The 13,341-nt window shown below is 66.7% G+C and carries 16 protein-coding genes; 7 read left to right on the top strand and 9 right to left on the bottom strand.

The features are described 5' to 3' along the window. Positions 1-47 precede the first annotated feature (47 nt). Together VGV37_RS01525 and VGV37_RS01520 are read left to right on the top strand one after the other, a co-directional pair. A complete protein-coding gene (locus tag VGV37_RS01525) occupies positions 48-998 on the top strand; it encodes a sugar ABC transporter permease (protein ID WP_326877839.1) in 951 nt (316 codons plus the stop codon). Between the two features lie 24 nt (positions 999-1,022). Next, on the top strand, positions 1,023-1,901 hold the full coding sequence (locus tag VGV37_RS01520; protein WP_326877838.1) for a carbohydrate ABC transporter permease: 879 nt from the start codon (positions 1,023-1,025) through the stop codon (positions 1,899-1,901). A 7-nt stretch (positions 1,902-1,908) separates the two neighbouring features. Here the strand turns inward: VGV37_RS01520 and VGV37_RS01515 are convergent, their stop codons facing one another. Beyond that, the gene (locus VGV37_RS01515; RefSeq protein ID WP_326877837.1) at positions 1,909-2,787 is read right to left on the bottom strand and encodes an alpha/beta hydrolase; all 879 of its coding nucleotides are present in this window, start codon (positions 2,785-2,787) and stop codon (positions 1,909-1,911) included. A 217-nt stretch (positions 2,788-3,004) separates the two neighbouring features. Here VGV37_RS01515 and VGV37_RS01510 point away from each other — a divergent pair, with 217 nt between their 5' ends. From VGV37_RS01510 to VGV37_RS01500, 3 genes are read left to right on the top strand one after another with little or no spacing between them, the layout of a single operon-like run. Continuing rightward, positions 3,005-3,895, top strand: coding sequence for a haloalkane dehalogenase (locus VGV37_RS01510; protein ID WP_326877836.1), 891 nt, complete (start codon positions 3,005-3,007; stop codon positions 3,893-3,895). 21 nt (positions 3,896-3,916) lie between these two features. Further along, entirely contained in the window at positions 3,917-4,351 is a 435-nt protein-coding gene (locus VGV37_RS01505) for a PaaI family thioesterase (RefSeq protein WP_326877835.1), read from the top strand. After that, positions 4,348-4,992: a hypothetical protein gene (locus tag VGV37_RS01500; protein ID WP_326877834.1), complete on the top strand. Its 645-nt coding sequence runs from the start codon at positions 4,348-4,350 to the stop codon at positions 4,990-4,992. Before VGV37_RS01505 ends, VGV37_RS01500 begins: the two co-directional genes overlap by 4 nt. Here VGV37_RS01500 and VGV37_RS01495 read toward each other — a convergent pair. The 3 genes from VGV37_RS01495 to VGV37_RS01485 all read right to left on the bottom strand — a co-directional run bounded on the left by VGV37_RS01495 (position 4,962) and on the right by VGV37_RS01485 (position 7,387). Next, on the bottom strand, positions 4,962-5,585 hold the full coding sequence (locus tag VGV37_RS01495; RefSeq protein ID WP_326877833.1) for a hypothetical protein: 624 nt from the start codon (positions 5,583-5,585) through the stop codon (positions 4,962-4,964). The two genes, VGV37_RS01500 and VGV37_RS01495, sit on opposite strands and share 31 nt — an antisense overlap. A gap of 69 nt (positions 5,586-5,654) precedes the next feature. Then, positions 5,655-6,146 (bottom strand): GNAT family N-acetyltransferase, encoded by a 492-nt coding sequence (locus VGV37_RS01490; protein WP_326877832.1) that lies wholly within the window; start codon positions 6,144-6,146, stop codon positions 5,655-5,657. Beyond that, entirely contained in the window at positions 6,143-7,387 is a 1,245-nt protein-coding gene (locus VGV37_RS01485) for an MFS transporter (RefSeq protein WP_326877831.1), read from the bottom strand. The genes VGV37_RS01490 and VGV37_RS01485 overlap by 4 nt, the downstream gene beginning before the upstream one ends. 147 nt (positions 7,388-7,534) lie before the next feature. Between VGV37_RS01485 and VGV37_RS01480 the strand changes: the two genes are divergently transcribed. Together VGV37_RS01480 and VGV37_RS01475 are read left to right on the top strand one after the other, a co-directional pair. Next, positions 7,535-7,978, top strand: coding sequence for a YcgN family cysteine cluster protein (locus tag VGV37_RS01480; protein ID WP_326877830.1), 444 nt, complete (start codon positions 7,535-7,537; stop codon positions 7,976-7,978). A gap of 6 nt (positions 7,979-7,984) precedes the next feature. Next, positions 7,985-8,905 carry a PhzF family phenazine biosynthesis protein gene (locus VGV37_RS01475; protein WP_326877829.1) on the top strand — a complete coding sequence of 307 codons (921 nt, stop codon included), beginning with the start codon at positions 7,985-7,987 and terminating at the stop codon, positions 8,903-8,905. Between the two features lie 13 nt (positions 8,906-8,918). On the opposite strand, the gene VGV37_RS01470 is transcribed toward VGV37_RS01475, so the two are convergent. From VGV37_RS01470 to gcvH, 5 genes are all read right to left on the bottom strand, one after another. Continuing rightward, positions 8,919-9,275, bottom strand: a complete 357-nt coding sequence (locus VGV37_RS01470) for a hypothetical protein (RefSeq protein WP_326877828.1) — start codon at positions 9,273-9,275, stop codon at positions 8,919-8,921. 303 nt (positions 9,276-9,578) lie between these two features. Beyond that, the gene (locus VGV37_RS01465) at positions 9,579-9,908 is read right to left on the bottom strand and encodes a hypothetical protein (RefSeq protein ID WP_326877827.1); all 330 of its coding nucleotides are present in this window, start codon (positions 9,906-9,908) and stop codon (positions 9,579-9,581) included. Positions 9,909-10,033: 125 nt separating this feature from the next. Next, positions 10,034-11,596, bottom strand: a complete 1,563-nt coding sequence (gene gcvPB, locus VGV37_RS01460; RefSeq protein ID WP_326877826.1) for an aminomethyl-transferring glycine dehydrogenase subunit GcvPB — start codon at positions 11,594-11,596, stop codon at positions 10,034-10,036. Further along, positions 11,596-12,939: an aminomethyl-transferring glycine dehydrogenase subunit GcvPA gene (gcvPA, locus tag VGV37_RS01455; protein ID WP_326877825.1), complete on the bottom strand. Its 1,344-nt coding sequence runs from the start codon at positions 12,937-12,939 to the stop codon at positions 11,596-11,598. Before gcvPA ends, gcvPB begins: the two co-directional genes overlap by 1 nt. Further along, complete coding sequence (gcvH, locus tag VGV37_RS01450; RefSeq protein ID WP_326877824.1) at positions 12,939-13,316, bottom strand: glycine cleavage system protein GcvH; 378 nt, start codon at positions 13,314-13,316, stop codon at positions 12,939-12,941. The genes gcvPA and gcvH overlap by 1 nt, the downstream gene beginning before the upstream one ends. Positions 13,317-13,341: the final 25 nt, after the last annotated feature.

The raw sequence follows: 13,341 nt of genomic DNA, 5'->3' as shown, positions 1-13,341 counted from the left end.
GCGGGCGCGGCTTGACGCGTCCGCCCGGCACGCGGAGCAAGATCGACATGACGGTGGTATCGGAAGGGCTGGGTCAGCGCGGGGCGGGCTGGCGGCGGCTGGCGGCGGTCGTGGCCGACAGTCGCGACCTGCTGGGCTGGCTGTTCATGCTGCCGGCGGCGGCCCTGCTGCTGGTATTCCTGCTCTATCCCTTGGGGCTCGGCCTGTGGCTGGGCCTGACGGACGCCACCTTGGGCGAGCCCGGCGAATTCATCGGCTGGGACAATTTCGTCACCTTGTTTGCCGACGACGTCTATTGGCTGAGCGTGTTCAACACGATCGTCTACACGGTCGTGGCCAGCGTCGCGAAATTCATGCTCGGCCTGTGGCTGGCGATGCTGCTGAACGAGCACATGCCGTTCAAGGCGTTCATCCGCGCGATCGTGCTGCTGCCCTGGATCGTGCCGACCGTGCTGTCGGCCATCGCGTTCTGGTGGCTCTACGACAGCCAGTTCTCGATCATCTCCTGGGCGCTGATCCATATGGGGTTGATCGACCACAACATCGATTTCCTGGGCAATCCGGTGAACGCGCGGATCTCGGTCATCATCGCGAACGTCTGGCGCGGCATCCCCTTCGTCGCGATCTCGCTGCTGGCCGGCCTGCAGACGATCCCGAGTTCGCTCTACGAGGCGGCGACGCTCGACGGCGCCACGGGGTGGCAGCGCTTCCGCTTCATCACGCTCCCGATGCTGACGCCGATCATTGCCGTGGTCATGACCTTCTCGGTGCTGTTCACCTTCACCGATTTCCAGCTGATCTATGTGCTGACCCGCGGCGGGCCGATCAATGCGACCCACCTGATGGCCACGCTCGCGTTCCAGCGCGCCATCCCCGGCGGCCAATTGGGGCAGGGGGCGGCATTGGCCTCCTCGATGATCCCATTCCTGGTCGCCTCCGTCATGTTCAGCTATTTCGGCCTGCAGCGCCGCAAGTGGCAGCAGGGCGGACGCGACTAGCCCGAAGAGATCCAGGAGAGCCCTATGGCCCGCACCCTCGCCGACCAGGCCGGCGGCATGCATTACCTGGTCTCGACGCCGCGCCGCGTCGTCACGGTCTACCTGCCGCTCGCCATCTTCGTATTCGTGCTGCTGTTCCCGTTCTATTGGATGGCGATCACTTCGATCAAAAGCAACGCGGAGCTCTACGATACGAGCCACGGCAGCCCGTTCTGGGTGATCAAGCCGACGTTCGAGCATTATTACCACCTGCTGTTCGAGACCGACTATCCGAACTGGATGTGGAACACGGTCATCATCTCGGTCGTGGCGACGTTCCTGTCGCTGTTCGCCTCGGTGCTGGCCGCCTATTCGATCGAGCGGCTGCGCTATCGCGGCGCCCGCACAGCGGGGCTGGTCATCTTCCTGGCTTATCTGGTGCCGCCGTCGATCCTGTTCCTGCCGCTGGCCGCCATGGTGCTGAACCTGGGCCTGTTCGACAGCAAGCTGTGCCTGATGCTGACCTATCCGACCTTCCTCATCCCGTTCTGCACCTGGCTGCTGATGGGTTATTTCAAGTCGATCCCGTACGAGCTCGAGGAATGCGCGCTGATCGACGGCGCCACCCGGCTGCAGATCCTGGTCAAGATCATCCTGCCGCTGGCCGTGCCCGGCCTGATCTCGGCCGGCATCTTCGGCTTCACCCTGAGCTGGAACGAGTTCATCTATGCGCTCACCTTCATCTCCTCGTCCGAGAACAAGACCATCCCGATCGGCGTGGTGACCGAACTGGTCGAAGGCGACGTCTACCACTGGGGGCCGCTGATGGCCGGCGCGCTGCTGGGCTCCCTGCCGGTCGCGGTGCTCTACTCGTTCTTCGTCGAGCATTACGTCTCGAGCATGACCGGGGCGGTCAAGGAATAGAGGACCGCTAGTCGGGGGGTCCGATCGTCTGCCGCATGAACGCTTCAACGTGGCTGCGATATGGCACGTCCGCGAGCGCGCAGATGGCGCCGTGATCACCGTCGGCGACGAGCCATAGCTCCCGCTTGCCTTGGACGGCTTCGAACATCGATCGAGTTTCTTCCGGCAGCGTGGAGCGGTCCTGCATTCCTCCGATGACCAGCACGGGGCCGGCGTATCGCGCCAGCGCTTCCAAGGGCGACAGTCCTGACGGTGAGACTCCGAAGCGGATCGGTGCCTGGAAGCTGAGCAGCGGTTCGAGAAGATATGCCGGCCCTTTTCCCAGACGATCGGCGATGCGGTTCCGGATGGCGCGCCGGATGTCCGGATAGACCGCCTGGAGTACCAGAGCGTCGGCCGGGATCGGTCCATCAACTCCGATCAGGCTGGCTGCACCGCCGAGCGATATGCCGATCACACCCACATGGCCACCATGTTGCCGGTGCTTCAGCCAGGCGAGGGCTGCGCGCGCGTCCATCGCTTCGTTCAATCCGAAGCTGCGTGCCGCCATGGCCGATTGCCCATGTCCCCGGAAGTCGATTGTCAAGGTCGCGTAGCCCAGGCCCGCCAGCCATGCCGCATTCGGTGCGGTGGCGCTCCGCGACGCGCCGAGCCCGTGCAGCAAGAGAACAGCCGGCGATCGGTCGGTGCGTCCGGGCCGGAAGGTCCCAGCAATCAACAGGCCATCGCGCGTTTCGATGGCGACATCCTGCGCCGGTCGTTCGGCCGAGGTGACCGCGGACGGGCGCCCTCGGATCATCGTCGAACCCGCGATCCAGGTCGCTCCTAAACCGATGGGGACACAGAGGACAAAGGCAAGTAGCAAAAGTCTCAAGGAGGCGTCCAACCCTTCCTCGGCTTGCGGGAGAAGATTTAGTTTATCTAAATCGAAACCGACAAAATATCTGCTTTGTCATAGCCGCGTCCGGCGCCCATTTCAATGAGCATACGGCGAGAGACGGTCCGATCGTTAAGTACCGCCATCTCCCGCCGTCCTGCTCCTACTCATCGGAGGAGGCACAGCGTCCCGAGCGGCGCTCAGAGTTCTACAGCGGAGTTTCCAAATGACGCATCCTCTCATTTCGACGGAAGACGCCACCTACCGAAAGTTCGTGTCGGTGCTCGATAGCACCATGGCCTATGTCGATGTCGGCGAGGGCGATCCGATCGTCTTCCTGCATGGCAACCCCACACCGTCCTACCTGTGGCGGAACATCATTCCGCATCTGCTGCCGCTCGGCCGGTGCCTGGCGCCCGACTATGTCGGCATGGGCCATTCGGGCAAGGCGCCGGACGGGTCCTATCGCTTCGTCGATCATGCGCGTTACCTGGATGCCTGGTTCGACGCCATGGGCCTGACCGAGAACGTCATCCTGGTCGTCCACGATTGGGGTTCTGCCTTGGGCTTCTCGTGGGCCCAGCGCCACCCCGAGCGGGTCAAGGCCATCGCCTATATGGAAGGCATCGTCCGGCCGTTCCTGTCGTGGGACGAGTGGCCGGAGACGACCAAGGCGTTCTTCCAGGGCCAGCGCACGGCGGCCGGCGAAGACCTGATCCTGCAGAAGAACCTGTTCATCGAATATCTGCTGCCGCTGCGCGGCATTTCGGCGGAGGCGATGGAGGTCTATCGCCGACCGTTCGTGACGCCCGGCCCCTCGCGTCAGCCGATGCTGACCTGGTCCCGCGAATTGCCGATCGCCGGCGAGCCGGCCGACGTGGTCGCGATCGTGGATACCTATGCCCGCTGGCTGTCGACCAGCCCGATCCCGAAATTGTTCATCAACGGCGATCCGGCGGGCTTCCTGATCGGGGCCCAGCGGGAATATTGTCGAGCCTGGCCCAACCAGCAGGAGGTCACCGTCGAGGGCGCCCATTTCCTGCAGGAGGATTCGCCGGACGAGATCGGCGAGGCGATCGCCAAGTTCGTGGGCCAGGTGCTGGTCGGGCACGTCTGACCACCCCATCGGAGCTTTCTCATGAGTGAGTTCGCCGCGCGCTTTACGTCCCGCCAGGAAGGTTACCTTCCTGGGCTGCTGGGGCTCGAATGGGTCGATGCGAAACCGGGATGGGTGCACGGCCGGTTCGACGTTCTGCAGCACCACCTGGCGCCGAACGGCTATCTGCACGCCGCGACGGTCGTGGCCCTGGCCGACTCGGCCTGCGGCTTCGGCTGTCTCGGCAGCCTGCCGGACGGCGCCACCAGCTTCACCACCATCGAGCTCAAGGCGAATTTCGTCGGCACGGCGCGCGAGGGCGGGGTGCGGTGCGAGGCCCGCATGGTCCATGGTGGCCGCACGACGCAATTGTGGGACGCGGAGGTGAAGAGCGAGACGACCGGCAAGACGGTCGCCCTGTTCCGCTGCACCCAGATGATCCTCTATCCCCCGCCGGCGCCCGCCGCCAGGCCATGAGGGCACCGAAGACGGTTCGTGGTGCCGAGGCGTTCGGCCGGGTTCGGCTGTCCGCGTCGTTCTTCATGCGCGATTTTCTGCACAGCGAGATCGCCGACGTGTGCGGGATTGCGAACCTGCCCGACGACCCGCAACTCGCCATCGCGGCCGGGACGCGGCTGTGCGGGGAGATCCTGGAGCCGCTGCAGGCCACGTTCGGGCGCGTCGCGATCCGATCGGCCTACCGCTCCGCCGCGGTGAACGCCTATGGCAACGCCCAGGGCTTCAATTGCGCGTCGAACGAGCGCAACTACTCCCGGCATATCTGGGACCGCCGCGATGCGCAGGGCAGGATGGGTGCGGTCGCCTGCATCGCCCTGCCGTGGCTGGTCGACCGGATGGCGGCGGGCACGCCATGGCAGGCGATGGCCTGGTGGATCCACGACCAGCTGCCATATAGCGGACTGCAATTCTTTCCGAAGCTCGGCGCCTTCAACATCGGCTGGCACGAGGCGCCCAAGCGTACGATCCACAGCTATGCCGCGCCGCGCGGTTGCCTGACGAAGCCGGGCATGGCGAACCACGGCGGCAGTCACGCGCAGCTCTACCTCGGTTTCCCGACGCTCGCGGGTCAGAGTTCCGGCGCGATCCGCACCGCATAGGTCGGCCGGCCGTCTCCGTCGATCAGCCCGGCATCGGCAAGCCGGCCGAGCGTCGCGCGAAAGAACGCGGCAGTGCCGGGCCGGCCGGCACCCTCGAGCCAGTTCTGCTCCTGGAAGGCCAGGATCGCCGGCTGGCCCAGTTCGACCTCCCACAGGATCCCCAGCAGCGAGGCCATCGCCTCTTCGGTCTCGCGCGTCGCCGCATCGGCGGCGCGTGCCGCATCGGCGATTTCGACCAGCCCGGTCTCCGGCCCGGCACCCAGGCCGAAATCCGGCAGGAACCGGCGCGATGGAGCCGCGATCTGATAGTGCGCGACCTCATGGACCAGCACCGCCGGTTCGCTGTCGGTGCGGACCCGGGCGCCGTCCCAGCTGAACGCCTGTTGCGGCGCTTCGGGCAAGGGGCGCATGGCGAAACGGTCCGCCAGCGCCACCGCATCGGCGTGCCAGACCGCGACCGGGCCGCCTTCCGCGGCGCGGCTGGCAGCGATGCGCCGGAACACGGAAATTTCCAAGGGCGCGCCGCTCAGCGTCCGCTCGAACGCCGCCAGCACCAGGTCGAGCGCTTGGGGCGCGATCGGGGTCAGGATCATCGGATGGAACGGCGGCGGCGCATCATGACGGGACCGGAAAATCGCCGAAATCCAGCAATCCGACAAGGGTCACGGCTTCACGCGTGCCATGCGATGGGCATCGACCAGCACGCCGCCGCGCAACGCCCATCGCCGTTCGGTGCCTTCGATCTCGAAGCCGCATTTGCCGTAGAGCGCGATGGCGGGCGCATTGTCGACGAACACGCCCAGTTCGATCCGGGTCAGGCCAAGCCAATTCTCAGCGAGATCGATGCAGGCTTCCGTCAGTTTCCGCCCGATGCCGCGTCCGTGGAAATCGTCATGGACCAGTAGCGCGATCTCGCCGGCGTGGGCGCGGCGCCCCTCGCCGCGATGCAGGGACAGCAGGCCCACGACCCGGCCGTCGGCGACGGCCACGAGGCGATGGCGGCTCGGATCGATCGATTCCAGCCGCTTGCGGATGGCGTCGCGCGAATCGTGGGGCAGCCTCAGGGTGCCCCAGATGCATTTCGGGAGCAGGAACAGATCGATGGCAGCTTCCAGATCGGCGCCATCATAGCCGCGGATGGTGATCTCGGTCATGGGGAAGGCGCCTTTCTGGGATGGGTGCGGGGGTCGAGCTCGGCCGCCGCCGGAGTCGAGCTGGAGACGAGCTGGAAGCGGGTCTGCAGATGGGCCGGTCGCGCGTCGCGCGCGACCATGCGCACGGCGACGACCCCGGCCAACGCCGCCGAAATGATCGTGATATAGACGAACAGGCCGACCGGCCCCAGCCAGTCCATGAGCACCGAGCCCAGCAGCGGCCCGATGGTGGCGCCGATACCGTAGGCGAGCAGCAGGGCACCGGCGGCGGCCACCCGGTCTGCTTCCTCGACATAGTCGTTCGCATGCGCCGCGGTCACCGGATAGATCACCTGGCTGAACCCACCGAACACCAGGGCCAACGCCAGCAGCGCCCAGATGCCGAAGCCGTCCGCGACCGACAGCACGCCCGACACGGCGGTCAGGCTGATGATGATGATCAGCAGCACGCTGCGGCGGTCGAACCGGTCCGACAGGCGCCCGACCGGCAGCTGGAAGATCAGGGCGCCCAGGATCGTGATGCTCATGAAGATGGAAATGAAGCCGGTCGACAACCCGATGCCCTGGGCATAGATCGGCGCCAGGCCGGAAAAGGCGCTGTTGATCAACCCGGCGAACAGCGAGCCCAGCACGCCCAGCGGCGTGATGCGGAACAGGCGGCCGATCGACAGGGTGGAATGGGCGGCCGGCAGCGGCGCCTCCGCATTGGTCGCGGCGACGGGGATCAGCGCCAGGACGAACAGGCCTGCGGTCAGGATGAAACTGCCGGTGCCGCCGGTCGGCAACAGGTCGATCAGATACTGGCCGAGGCCGGTCGCGACCTGCTCGACCATGACATAGAGCGCCAGCACCTGGCCGCGCGTCGCCTCGTCGGACCGATGGTTGAGCCAACTCTCCGTCACGAGGAACAGGCCGGCGATGGCGAAGCCGCCGCAGGCACGCAGGGCTGCCCACACGATCGGGTCGACGATCAGTGCCTGGAACAGCACCGAGGAAGACAGCAGGGCCGAGAAGATCGCGAAGGCGCGAATATAGCCGACCCGGCGCACGACCCTGCCGGCGAGGGTCGACCCGGCCATGAAACCCGCGAAATAGGCGGCGAGGATCGCGCCGATCGTCAGCGCGCCGAACTGCTCGAACGCCATGCGCAGGCTGAGGAACGTCTGGAACAGGCCGGCGCCGAGCAGCAGGATGCTGACGCCGAACAGCAGCGCGCCGACGTTGCGCAAGATCCGTCCCAAACCCTGCCCCTTCTTCAGTCCCGCTTCACGTGTCCGGCCGACCATAGCCGATGCATGGCAGCCCGCGCACGCGTCGCTTGGCGCGGACGTCGAAACGGCCTATGGGAACGCGGGTTTATCCGAACGACGACGAGACCGGGGATTGGAATGAGCGGCGAACCCTTCTGGCGTGCGAAGCCGATGGCGGACCTGAACGCCGCGGAGTGGGAGTCGCTCTGCGACGGCTGCGGCAAATGCTGCACGATCAAGCTGCAGGACGAGGATACCGACGAGATCCTGTTCACCGACGTCGTGTGCCATCTGCTCGACACCCACAGCTGCCGCTGCAGCCGTTACAAGGACCGCTCGTTCCTGGTACCCGACTGCGTCAAGGTCACGCCCGACAATATCGCCGCCTTGGCCTTCATGCCGTCCACCTGTGCCTATCGGCTGGTCGCGGAGGGCAAGGATCTGCCCGATTGGCATCCGCTGGTCAGCGGCAAGCGGGATTCGGTCCACCGCGCCGGCATGTCGGTGCGGTACCGGGTGATCTCCGAGGAGGAGATCGAGGAAGAGGACCTGCCCGGCCATATCGTCGACTGGGTGCGCTGAGCGATCATGCGCCGCCGCTACGTCACCGTCGACGTCTTCACCGACCGGCCGTTCGGCGGCAATCCGCTGGCCGTCGTGCTCGATGCCGGGGGTCTTTCGACGGCGCAGATGCAGGCCGTCGCGTCCGAATTCAACTATTCCGAAACGACGTTCGTGCTGCCGCCGGATGATCCGGCGCACACCGCGAAGGTTCGGATCTTCACGCCCCGCACCGAAGTGCCGTTCGCGGGACATCCGAACGTCGGCACCGCTTTCGTGCTGGCGCGGCAGGCCCAGGACGTCTCGACGCTGCCGGAGCGCTTGGTTTTCGAAGAGGCGGCGGGACTGGTGCCGGTTCGGCTGCTGCGCGAGGGCGATCACATCGTCGGCGCCGAGCTGACAGCGCCCGAGCGGCTTTCGCGGCGCTCGCAAGTGACGCCGGCAGAGGCTGCGGCCTGCCTGTCCCTGGTGCCTTCGGACATTCGCACGGTTGGACATCCGCCGCAGGTCGTGTCGGTCGGCCTGCCGTTCTTGGTGGTCGAGATCGCCTCGCGCACGGCGCTGCGCCGCGCCAAGTCTGATCTGTCCGCCCATGAAGATCTGCTGCCGCTCGACGGGGCCGACTGTATCTACCTCTATACGAAGGACGGGGAAGCGGACGGCGCGACGGTGAATCTCGACGCCCGCATGTTCTCGCCGCTCGACGGCATCCCGGAGGACCCAGCCACGGGCAGCGCTGCGGCGGCCCTCAGCGGATTGCTGGCGGAGCTTGGCTCCGAATCGGACTTCGATGCGACGTACCGCATCGTCCAGGGCGTCGACATGGGGCGCCCCAGCTTGCTGGTCGCCCGCGCGTCAAAGCGGCGTGGGGTCGTCGACACCATTCGCGTCGGCGGTCATTGCGTCGGGATGATGGAAGGCAGCTTCCTTTTGAGAGGCGAAGCCTGACGGCGGCAGCGTCTCAGATTGCGCAGCGGGGCTCGGCTGGAGCCTGCGTGGCCGTCGCTGCCGCGCGATTGACCGACGTGTCGGGGGCGGGTGCGGCCGCCGGTGCGCGCAGGCCGCCGGACTTGGCAACCCGCAGGGCGACACCGCTCATGCGGTCGTCCTGGTTCTTGCGCAGCATGCTGGCTTCGAGATAGGCGGGTGTGCCGGTCGACGGCGCGTCGCCGATCGACAAGGACAGCTCGACGCCGAGGATGCCAAGCTTCGCTTCGAGGGTCGGGGCGCTGGCCGCTGCCAGGACGAGCACAGCCGCTGCCGCGGCGCCGAAGGCGGCCGAGCCGATCGCGAACTTGCCGAGCCATTGGGCATGCATGCCGGTCTCCAATCCCCGGGGAAGGAAGCCGTCAGTCTAGCGGGGAAGGTGCTTGGGGGCGAGCGGTTTCGAAGCGGGGTGCTCAGCGGCCACAGCGGCGCTTGCCGCGCCGGCTTTCACCGACCGACGAAATATAGACGGCGACAACGGCGAACGCGCCGAGGTCGCACAGTTCGCTCAAGAACATCTGCATCATGGCCGGAATCCTCCGTGGTCCATGGGATGCGGATGTTACGCGCCCGGCAGCCGGACCATCCCCGCCTGCCTGGAAGATTTTCTACCGCAGCGGGTGATTTCCCGCATTCAGCGCGGCGGCTTGATCATGAACAGGGCGACCCGGTCGTCACCCAGCTTGCGCAGCCGCTTTTCGGCCTCGGCCGGCAATGGGATCTTCCGGTTGATGCAGTAGAGGATCAATGCCGCCGCCAAGGTCTCTGCATCCACGGATAATTCGGTCATCGCCAGGCCGTCGGTCTGGATGAACATGATGGCCGACAAGGTCGGTTCGTCCAGGATCTGGCATCGGACGGCCGTGCCGCGCGGCAGGGTGAGCGATCGGCGGCGGTGATATTCCATGATCGCCGTCATGATTTCCGGCGGCCCGAACATGATCTGGCGCAGCTCTCTGGGCATTCGGGCACTCGCGTGCAATGGGCATACCTGCCGTGACGGGAAGCGCGCCACTGTACCATCTCCGCGAAAAAAATACGGCCCGTCCTCCGACTGGGAGGACGGGCCGTATTGCGAGGCCGCGCAGGCTATTCGGCGGTGTCGCGCACGGGCTCCTTGGGCGGGGTCCAGCGCAGGATCGGCTGGCGGGCCGCACCGGTCTCGTCCAGGCGGCGACGCGGCGTCAGGGTCGGTGCCGCACGGAACTTCTCGACCTTGCCCTCCTTGGCTTCGGCCGCCAGCGCCTTCAGCACGCCGATGAACCGGTCGAGCGTCGCCTTGCTCTCGGTCTCGGTCGGCTCGATCAGCAGGGCCCCGTGCACGACGAGCGGGAAATACATGGTCATGGGATGGAAGCCCTCGTCGATCAGCGCCTTGGCGATGTCGAGCGTGGTGACGCCGGTGTCCTTGAGGAAACGGTCGTCGAACAGGGCTTCGTGCATGCACGGCCCCTCGAACGGCGCGCTCATGTCGTCTTTCAGGCTGGCCAGGATGTAGTTCGCGTTCAGCACGGCATCGCTGGCGACCTGGCGCAACCCGTCGGCGCCGTGGCTCATCATGTAGGCGAGAGCGCGCACGAACATGCCCATCTGGCCATGGAAACCCTTTAGGCGGCCGAACGCCTGCGCGGCGTCACCCTCGGCCTTTTCAAGCACTTCGAAGCCGTTCTTGCCATGGACGACCCAGGGCAGCGGCGCGAACGGGGCGAGCGCCGCCGCCAGCACGACCGGACCGGCACCCGGGCCGCCGCCGCCGTGCGGGGTCGAGAAGGTCTTGTGCAGGTTGATGTGCATGACGTCGACGCCGAGATCGGCCGGGCGGACACGGCCGACGATGGCGTTGAAGTTGGCGCCGTCGCAGTAGAAATAGGCGCCGGCCGCATGGACCGCGTCGGCGATCTCGCGGATCTCGGTCTCGAACAGGCCACAGGTGTTCGGGTTGGTCAGCATGACCGCGGCCACGTCGGGACCCAACTGGGCCTTCATCGCGGCCAGATCGACCCGGCCGCGCGCGTTGGCCGGCACCGCCTCGACCGTGAAGCCGCAGGCGGCCGCGGTCGCGGGGTTGGTGCCGTGGGCCGACTCGGCGACCAGCACCTTGTTGCGCGTCTCGCCCCTGGCGTCATGGGCGGCACGGATCGCCATCATGCCGCACAGCTCGCCATGGGCGCCCGCCGCGGGGCTCATGGCGACCGCCGGCATGCCGGTCAGGACCTTCAGCCAATAGGCCAGCTGGTCGATCACCGCCAAGGCGCCCTGCACGGTCGAGACCGGCTGCAGCGGATGGATGTCGGCGAAGCCCGCAAGCCGCGCCATCTTTTCGTTCAGCCGCGGATTGTGCTTCATGGTGCACGAACCCAGCGGATAGAGACCGGTGTCGATCGCGTAGTTCTTCTGCGACAGGCGCGTGAAGTGGCGCACGATCTCCGGCTCGGAGATGCCGGGCAGGCCGATCCGGCCCTTGCGGGCGTGAGCACCGAGCCGGTTCTTCGCCTTGGGCAGCTCCGGCAGATCGACGCCGCAGCGGCCTTCGCTGTCGCGCTCGAACAGCAGCGGTTCCTCGATCTGCAGGCCGCGATGGCCGCTGTAGGTCCCGCTCACGCCCAACTTGTCGGTCGTGAAATTGCTGATCGCCTTGCTCCATTCGTTCATCACAGCACCTCTTGGAGCTTGGCGGCGAACTCGTCCATGTCCGCCTCGGTATTGGTTTCCGTCGCGGCAACGAGCAGCAGGTTTGCCAGTTCGGGCCGGTCGGGATAGAGCCGGGAGACCGGCACGCCGGCCAGGACGCCCGTGCGGACCAACGCCTCGACCACGCCGGCCGCGGGCTTCGGCAAGGCGAGCGTGAACTCGTTGAAGAAGCCGTCGTTCAGCAATGTCACGCCCGGCACCGCCGCCAGCTTGTCGGCGAGCAGCGAGGCATGGGCGTGGTTGAGCGCCGCCAAGCCTACGAACCCGGTCTCGCCCAGCAGGGACATGTGGATGGTGAAGGCGAGCGCACAGAGGCCCGCGTTCGTGCAGATGTTGCTGGTGGCCTTCTCGCGGCGGATGTGCTGCTCGCGGGTCGAGAGGGTCAGCACCCAGCCGCGCCTGCCGTCGGCATCGACGGTCTGGCCGACCAGGCGGCCCGGCATCTGGCGGACGTACTTGTCGCGCGTCGCGAACAGGCCGACATGCGGACCGCCGAAGGTCAGCGGATTGCCGATCGACTGGCCTTCCGCCGCGACGATGTCGGCACCCATCTCACCCGGCGGCGTGATGGCGCCCAGCGACACGATCTCGTTCACTACCACGACCAGCAGCGCGCCCTTGGCGTGCGCCGCCTCGGCCAGGGCCGAGTAATCACGGACCCGTCCGAAGAAATCCGGATTCTGCACGACGACGCAGGAGGTCTTGTCGTCGATCGACGCGGCCAGATCCTCGTCCACCGACGGGTTCGGCGCGGCCTGCTCGATGGTGAAGCCGGCAAAATGGGCGTGGGTCGCGGTGGTCTCGCGGTAATGCGGATGCAGGCCGCCCGAGATGACGGCCCTGGTGCGCCTGGTGACCCGGTTCGCCATCATGACCGCCTCGGCGGTGGCGCTGGCGCCGTCGTACATGGACGCGTTCGCGACATCCATGCCGGTGATCAGCGCTACCTGGGTCTGGAATTCGAACAGATACTGCAGCGTGCCCTGGGTCACTTCCGGCTGGTACGGCGTGTACGAGGTCATGAACTCGCCGCGCTGGATGATGTGATCGACCGTCGCCGGCACGTGATGGCGATAGACGCCGGCGCCGAGGAAGCTCGGCACCGATCCGGCCGGCACGTTCTGCGCGGCGAGCTTGGCGAGCGCGCGCTCGACCTGGAGCTCGCCCTGGTGCGGCGGCAGGTCGAACGGCTTGTCGCGCCAAGCGGCCTTCGGCACGTCGCAGAACAGCGCGTCGACCGAGGGCACGCCGATGGTGGCGAGCATGTCCTGCCGCTCGACGTCCGTCAGCGGAAGATAGCGCATCAGTGGCTCTCCGCGACCAGGGCGTCGTAGGCGGCCTGATCGAGCAGGTCGGCGAGTTCGCTCTGGTCGCTGACGGTCAGCTTGAAGAACCAGCCGTCGCCCATGGCGTCCTTGTTGACCAGCGCCGGATCGTCGGCGAGCGCCGGGTTGCCCTCGGTGACCGTGCCGGAGACCGGCGCATAGACCTCGCTTGCGGCCTTGACCGACTCGACGACGGCGGCCTCCTTGCCCTTCGACAGCGCCTTGCCGGCGGCCGGAACCTCGACATAGACGACATCGCCCAGCGCTTCGGCGGCATGGGCGGTGATGCCGACGGTCGCGGTGTCGCCGTCGACCCGGATCCATTCGTGGCTCTTGGTATAGTGGATCGTGCTCATCTCGGAACTCCTTGGGATCGGGGCA

It is taken from the genome of Aliidongia sp. (assembly GCF_035943795.1).
In the GTDB taxonomy this organism is placed as follows: domain Bacteria; phylum Pseudomonadota; class Alphaproteobacteria; order ATCC43930; family CGMCC-115725; genus Aliidongia.
The sequence above is the reverse complement of the archived record's forward strand: the minus strand, read 5'-3'. Positions and strand labels throughout refer to the sequence as shown.

Coding starts and splice junctions, on each gene's coding strand:
- VGV37_RS01490 (WP_326877832.1), bottom strand. CDS start 6,146: ATGACCGAGATCACCATCCGCGGCTATGATGGCGCCGATCTGGAAGCT.
- gcvPA (WP_326877825.1), bottom strand. CDS start 12,939: ATGCGCTATCTTCCGCTGACGGACGTCGAGCGGCAGGACATGCTCGCC.
- VGV37_RS01525 (WP_326877839.1), top strand. CDS start 48: ATGACGGTGGTATCGGAAGGGCTGGGTCAGCGCGGGGCGGGCTGGCGG.
- VGV37_RS01465 (WP_326877827.1), bottom strand. CDS start 9,908: ATGCCCAGAGAGCTGCGCCAGATCATGTTCGGGCCGCCGGAAATCATG.
- VGV37_RS01475 (WP_326877829.1), top strand. CDS start 7,985: ATGCGCCGCCGCTACGTCACCGTCGACGTCTTCACCGACCGGCCGTTC.
- VGV37_RS01505 (WP_326877835.1), top strand. CDS start 3,917: ATGAGTGAGTTCGCCGCGCGCTTTACGTCCCGCCAGGAAGGTTACCTT.
- VGV37_RS01510 (WP_326877836.1), top strand. CDS start 3,005: ATGACGCATCCTCTCATTTCGACGGAAGACGCCACCTACCGAAAGTTC.
- VGV37_RS01480 (WP_326877830.1), top strand. CDS start 7,535: ATGAGCGGCGAACCCTTCTGGCGTGCGAAGCCGATGGCGGACCTGAAC.
- VGV37_RS01470 (WP_326877828.1), bottom strand. CDS start 9,275: ATGCATGCCCAATGGCTCGGCAAGTTCGCGATCGGCTCGGCCGCCTTC.
- gcvPB (WP_326877826.1), bottom strand. CDS start 11,596: ATGAACGAATGGAGCAAGGCGATCAGCAATTTCACGACCGACAAGTTG.
- VGV37_RS01500 (WP_326877834.1), top strand. CDS start 4,348: ATGAGGGCACCGAAGACGGTTCGTGGTGCCGAGGCGTTCGGCCGGGTT.
- gcvH (WP_326877824.1), bottom strand. CDS start 13,316: ATGAGCACGATCCACTATACCAAGAGCCACGAATGGATCCGGGTCGAC.
- VGV37_RS01520 (WP_326877838.1), top strand. CDS start 1,023: ATGGCCCGCACCCTCGCCGACCAGGCCGGCGGCATGCATTACCTGGTC.
- VGV37_RS01495 (WP_326877833.1), bottom strand. CDS start 5,585: ATGATCCTGACCCCGATCGCGCCCCAAGCGCTCGACCTGGTGCTGGCG.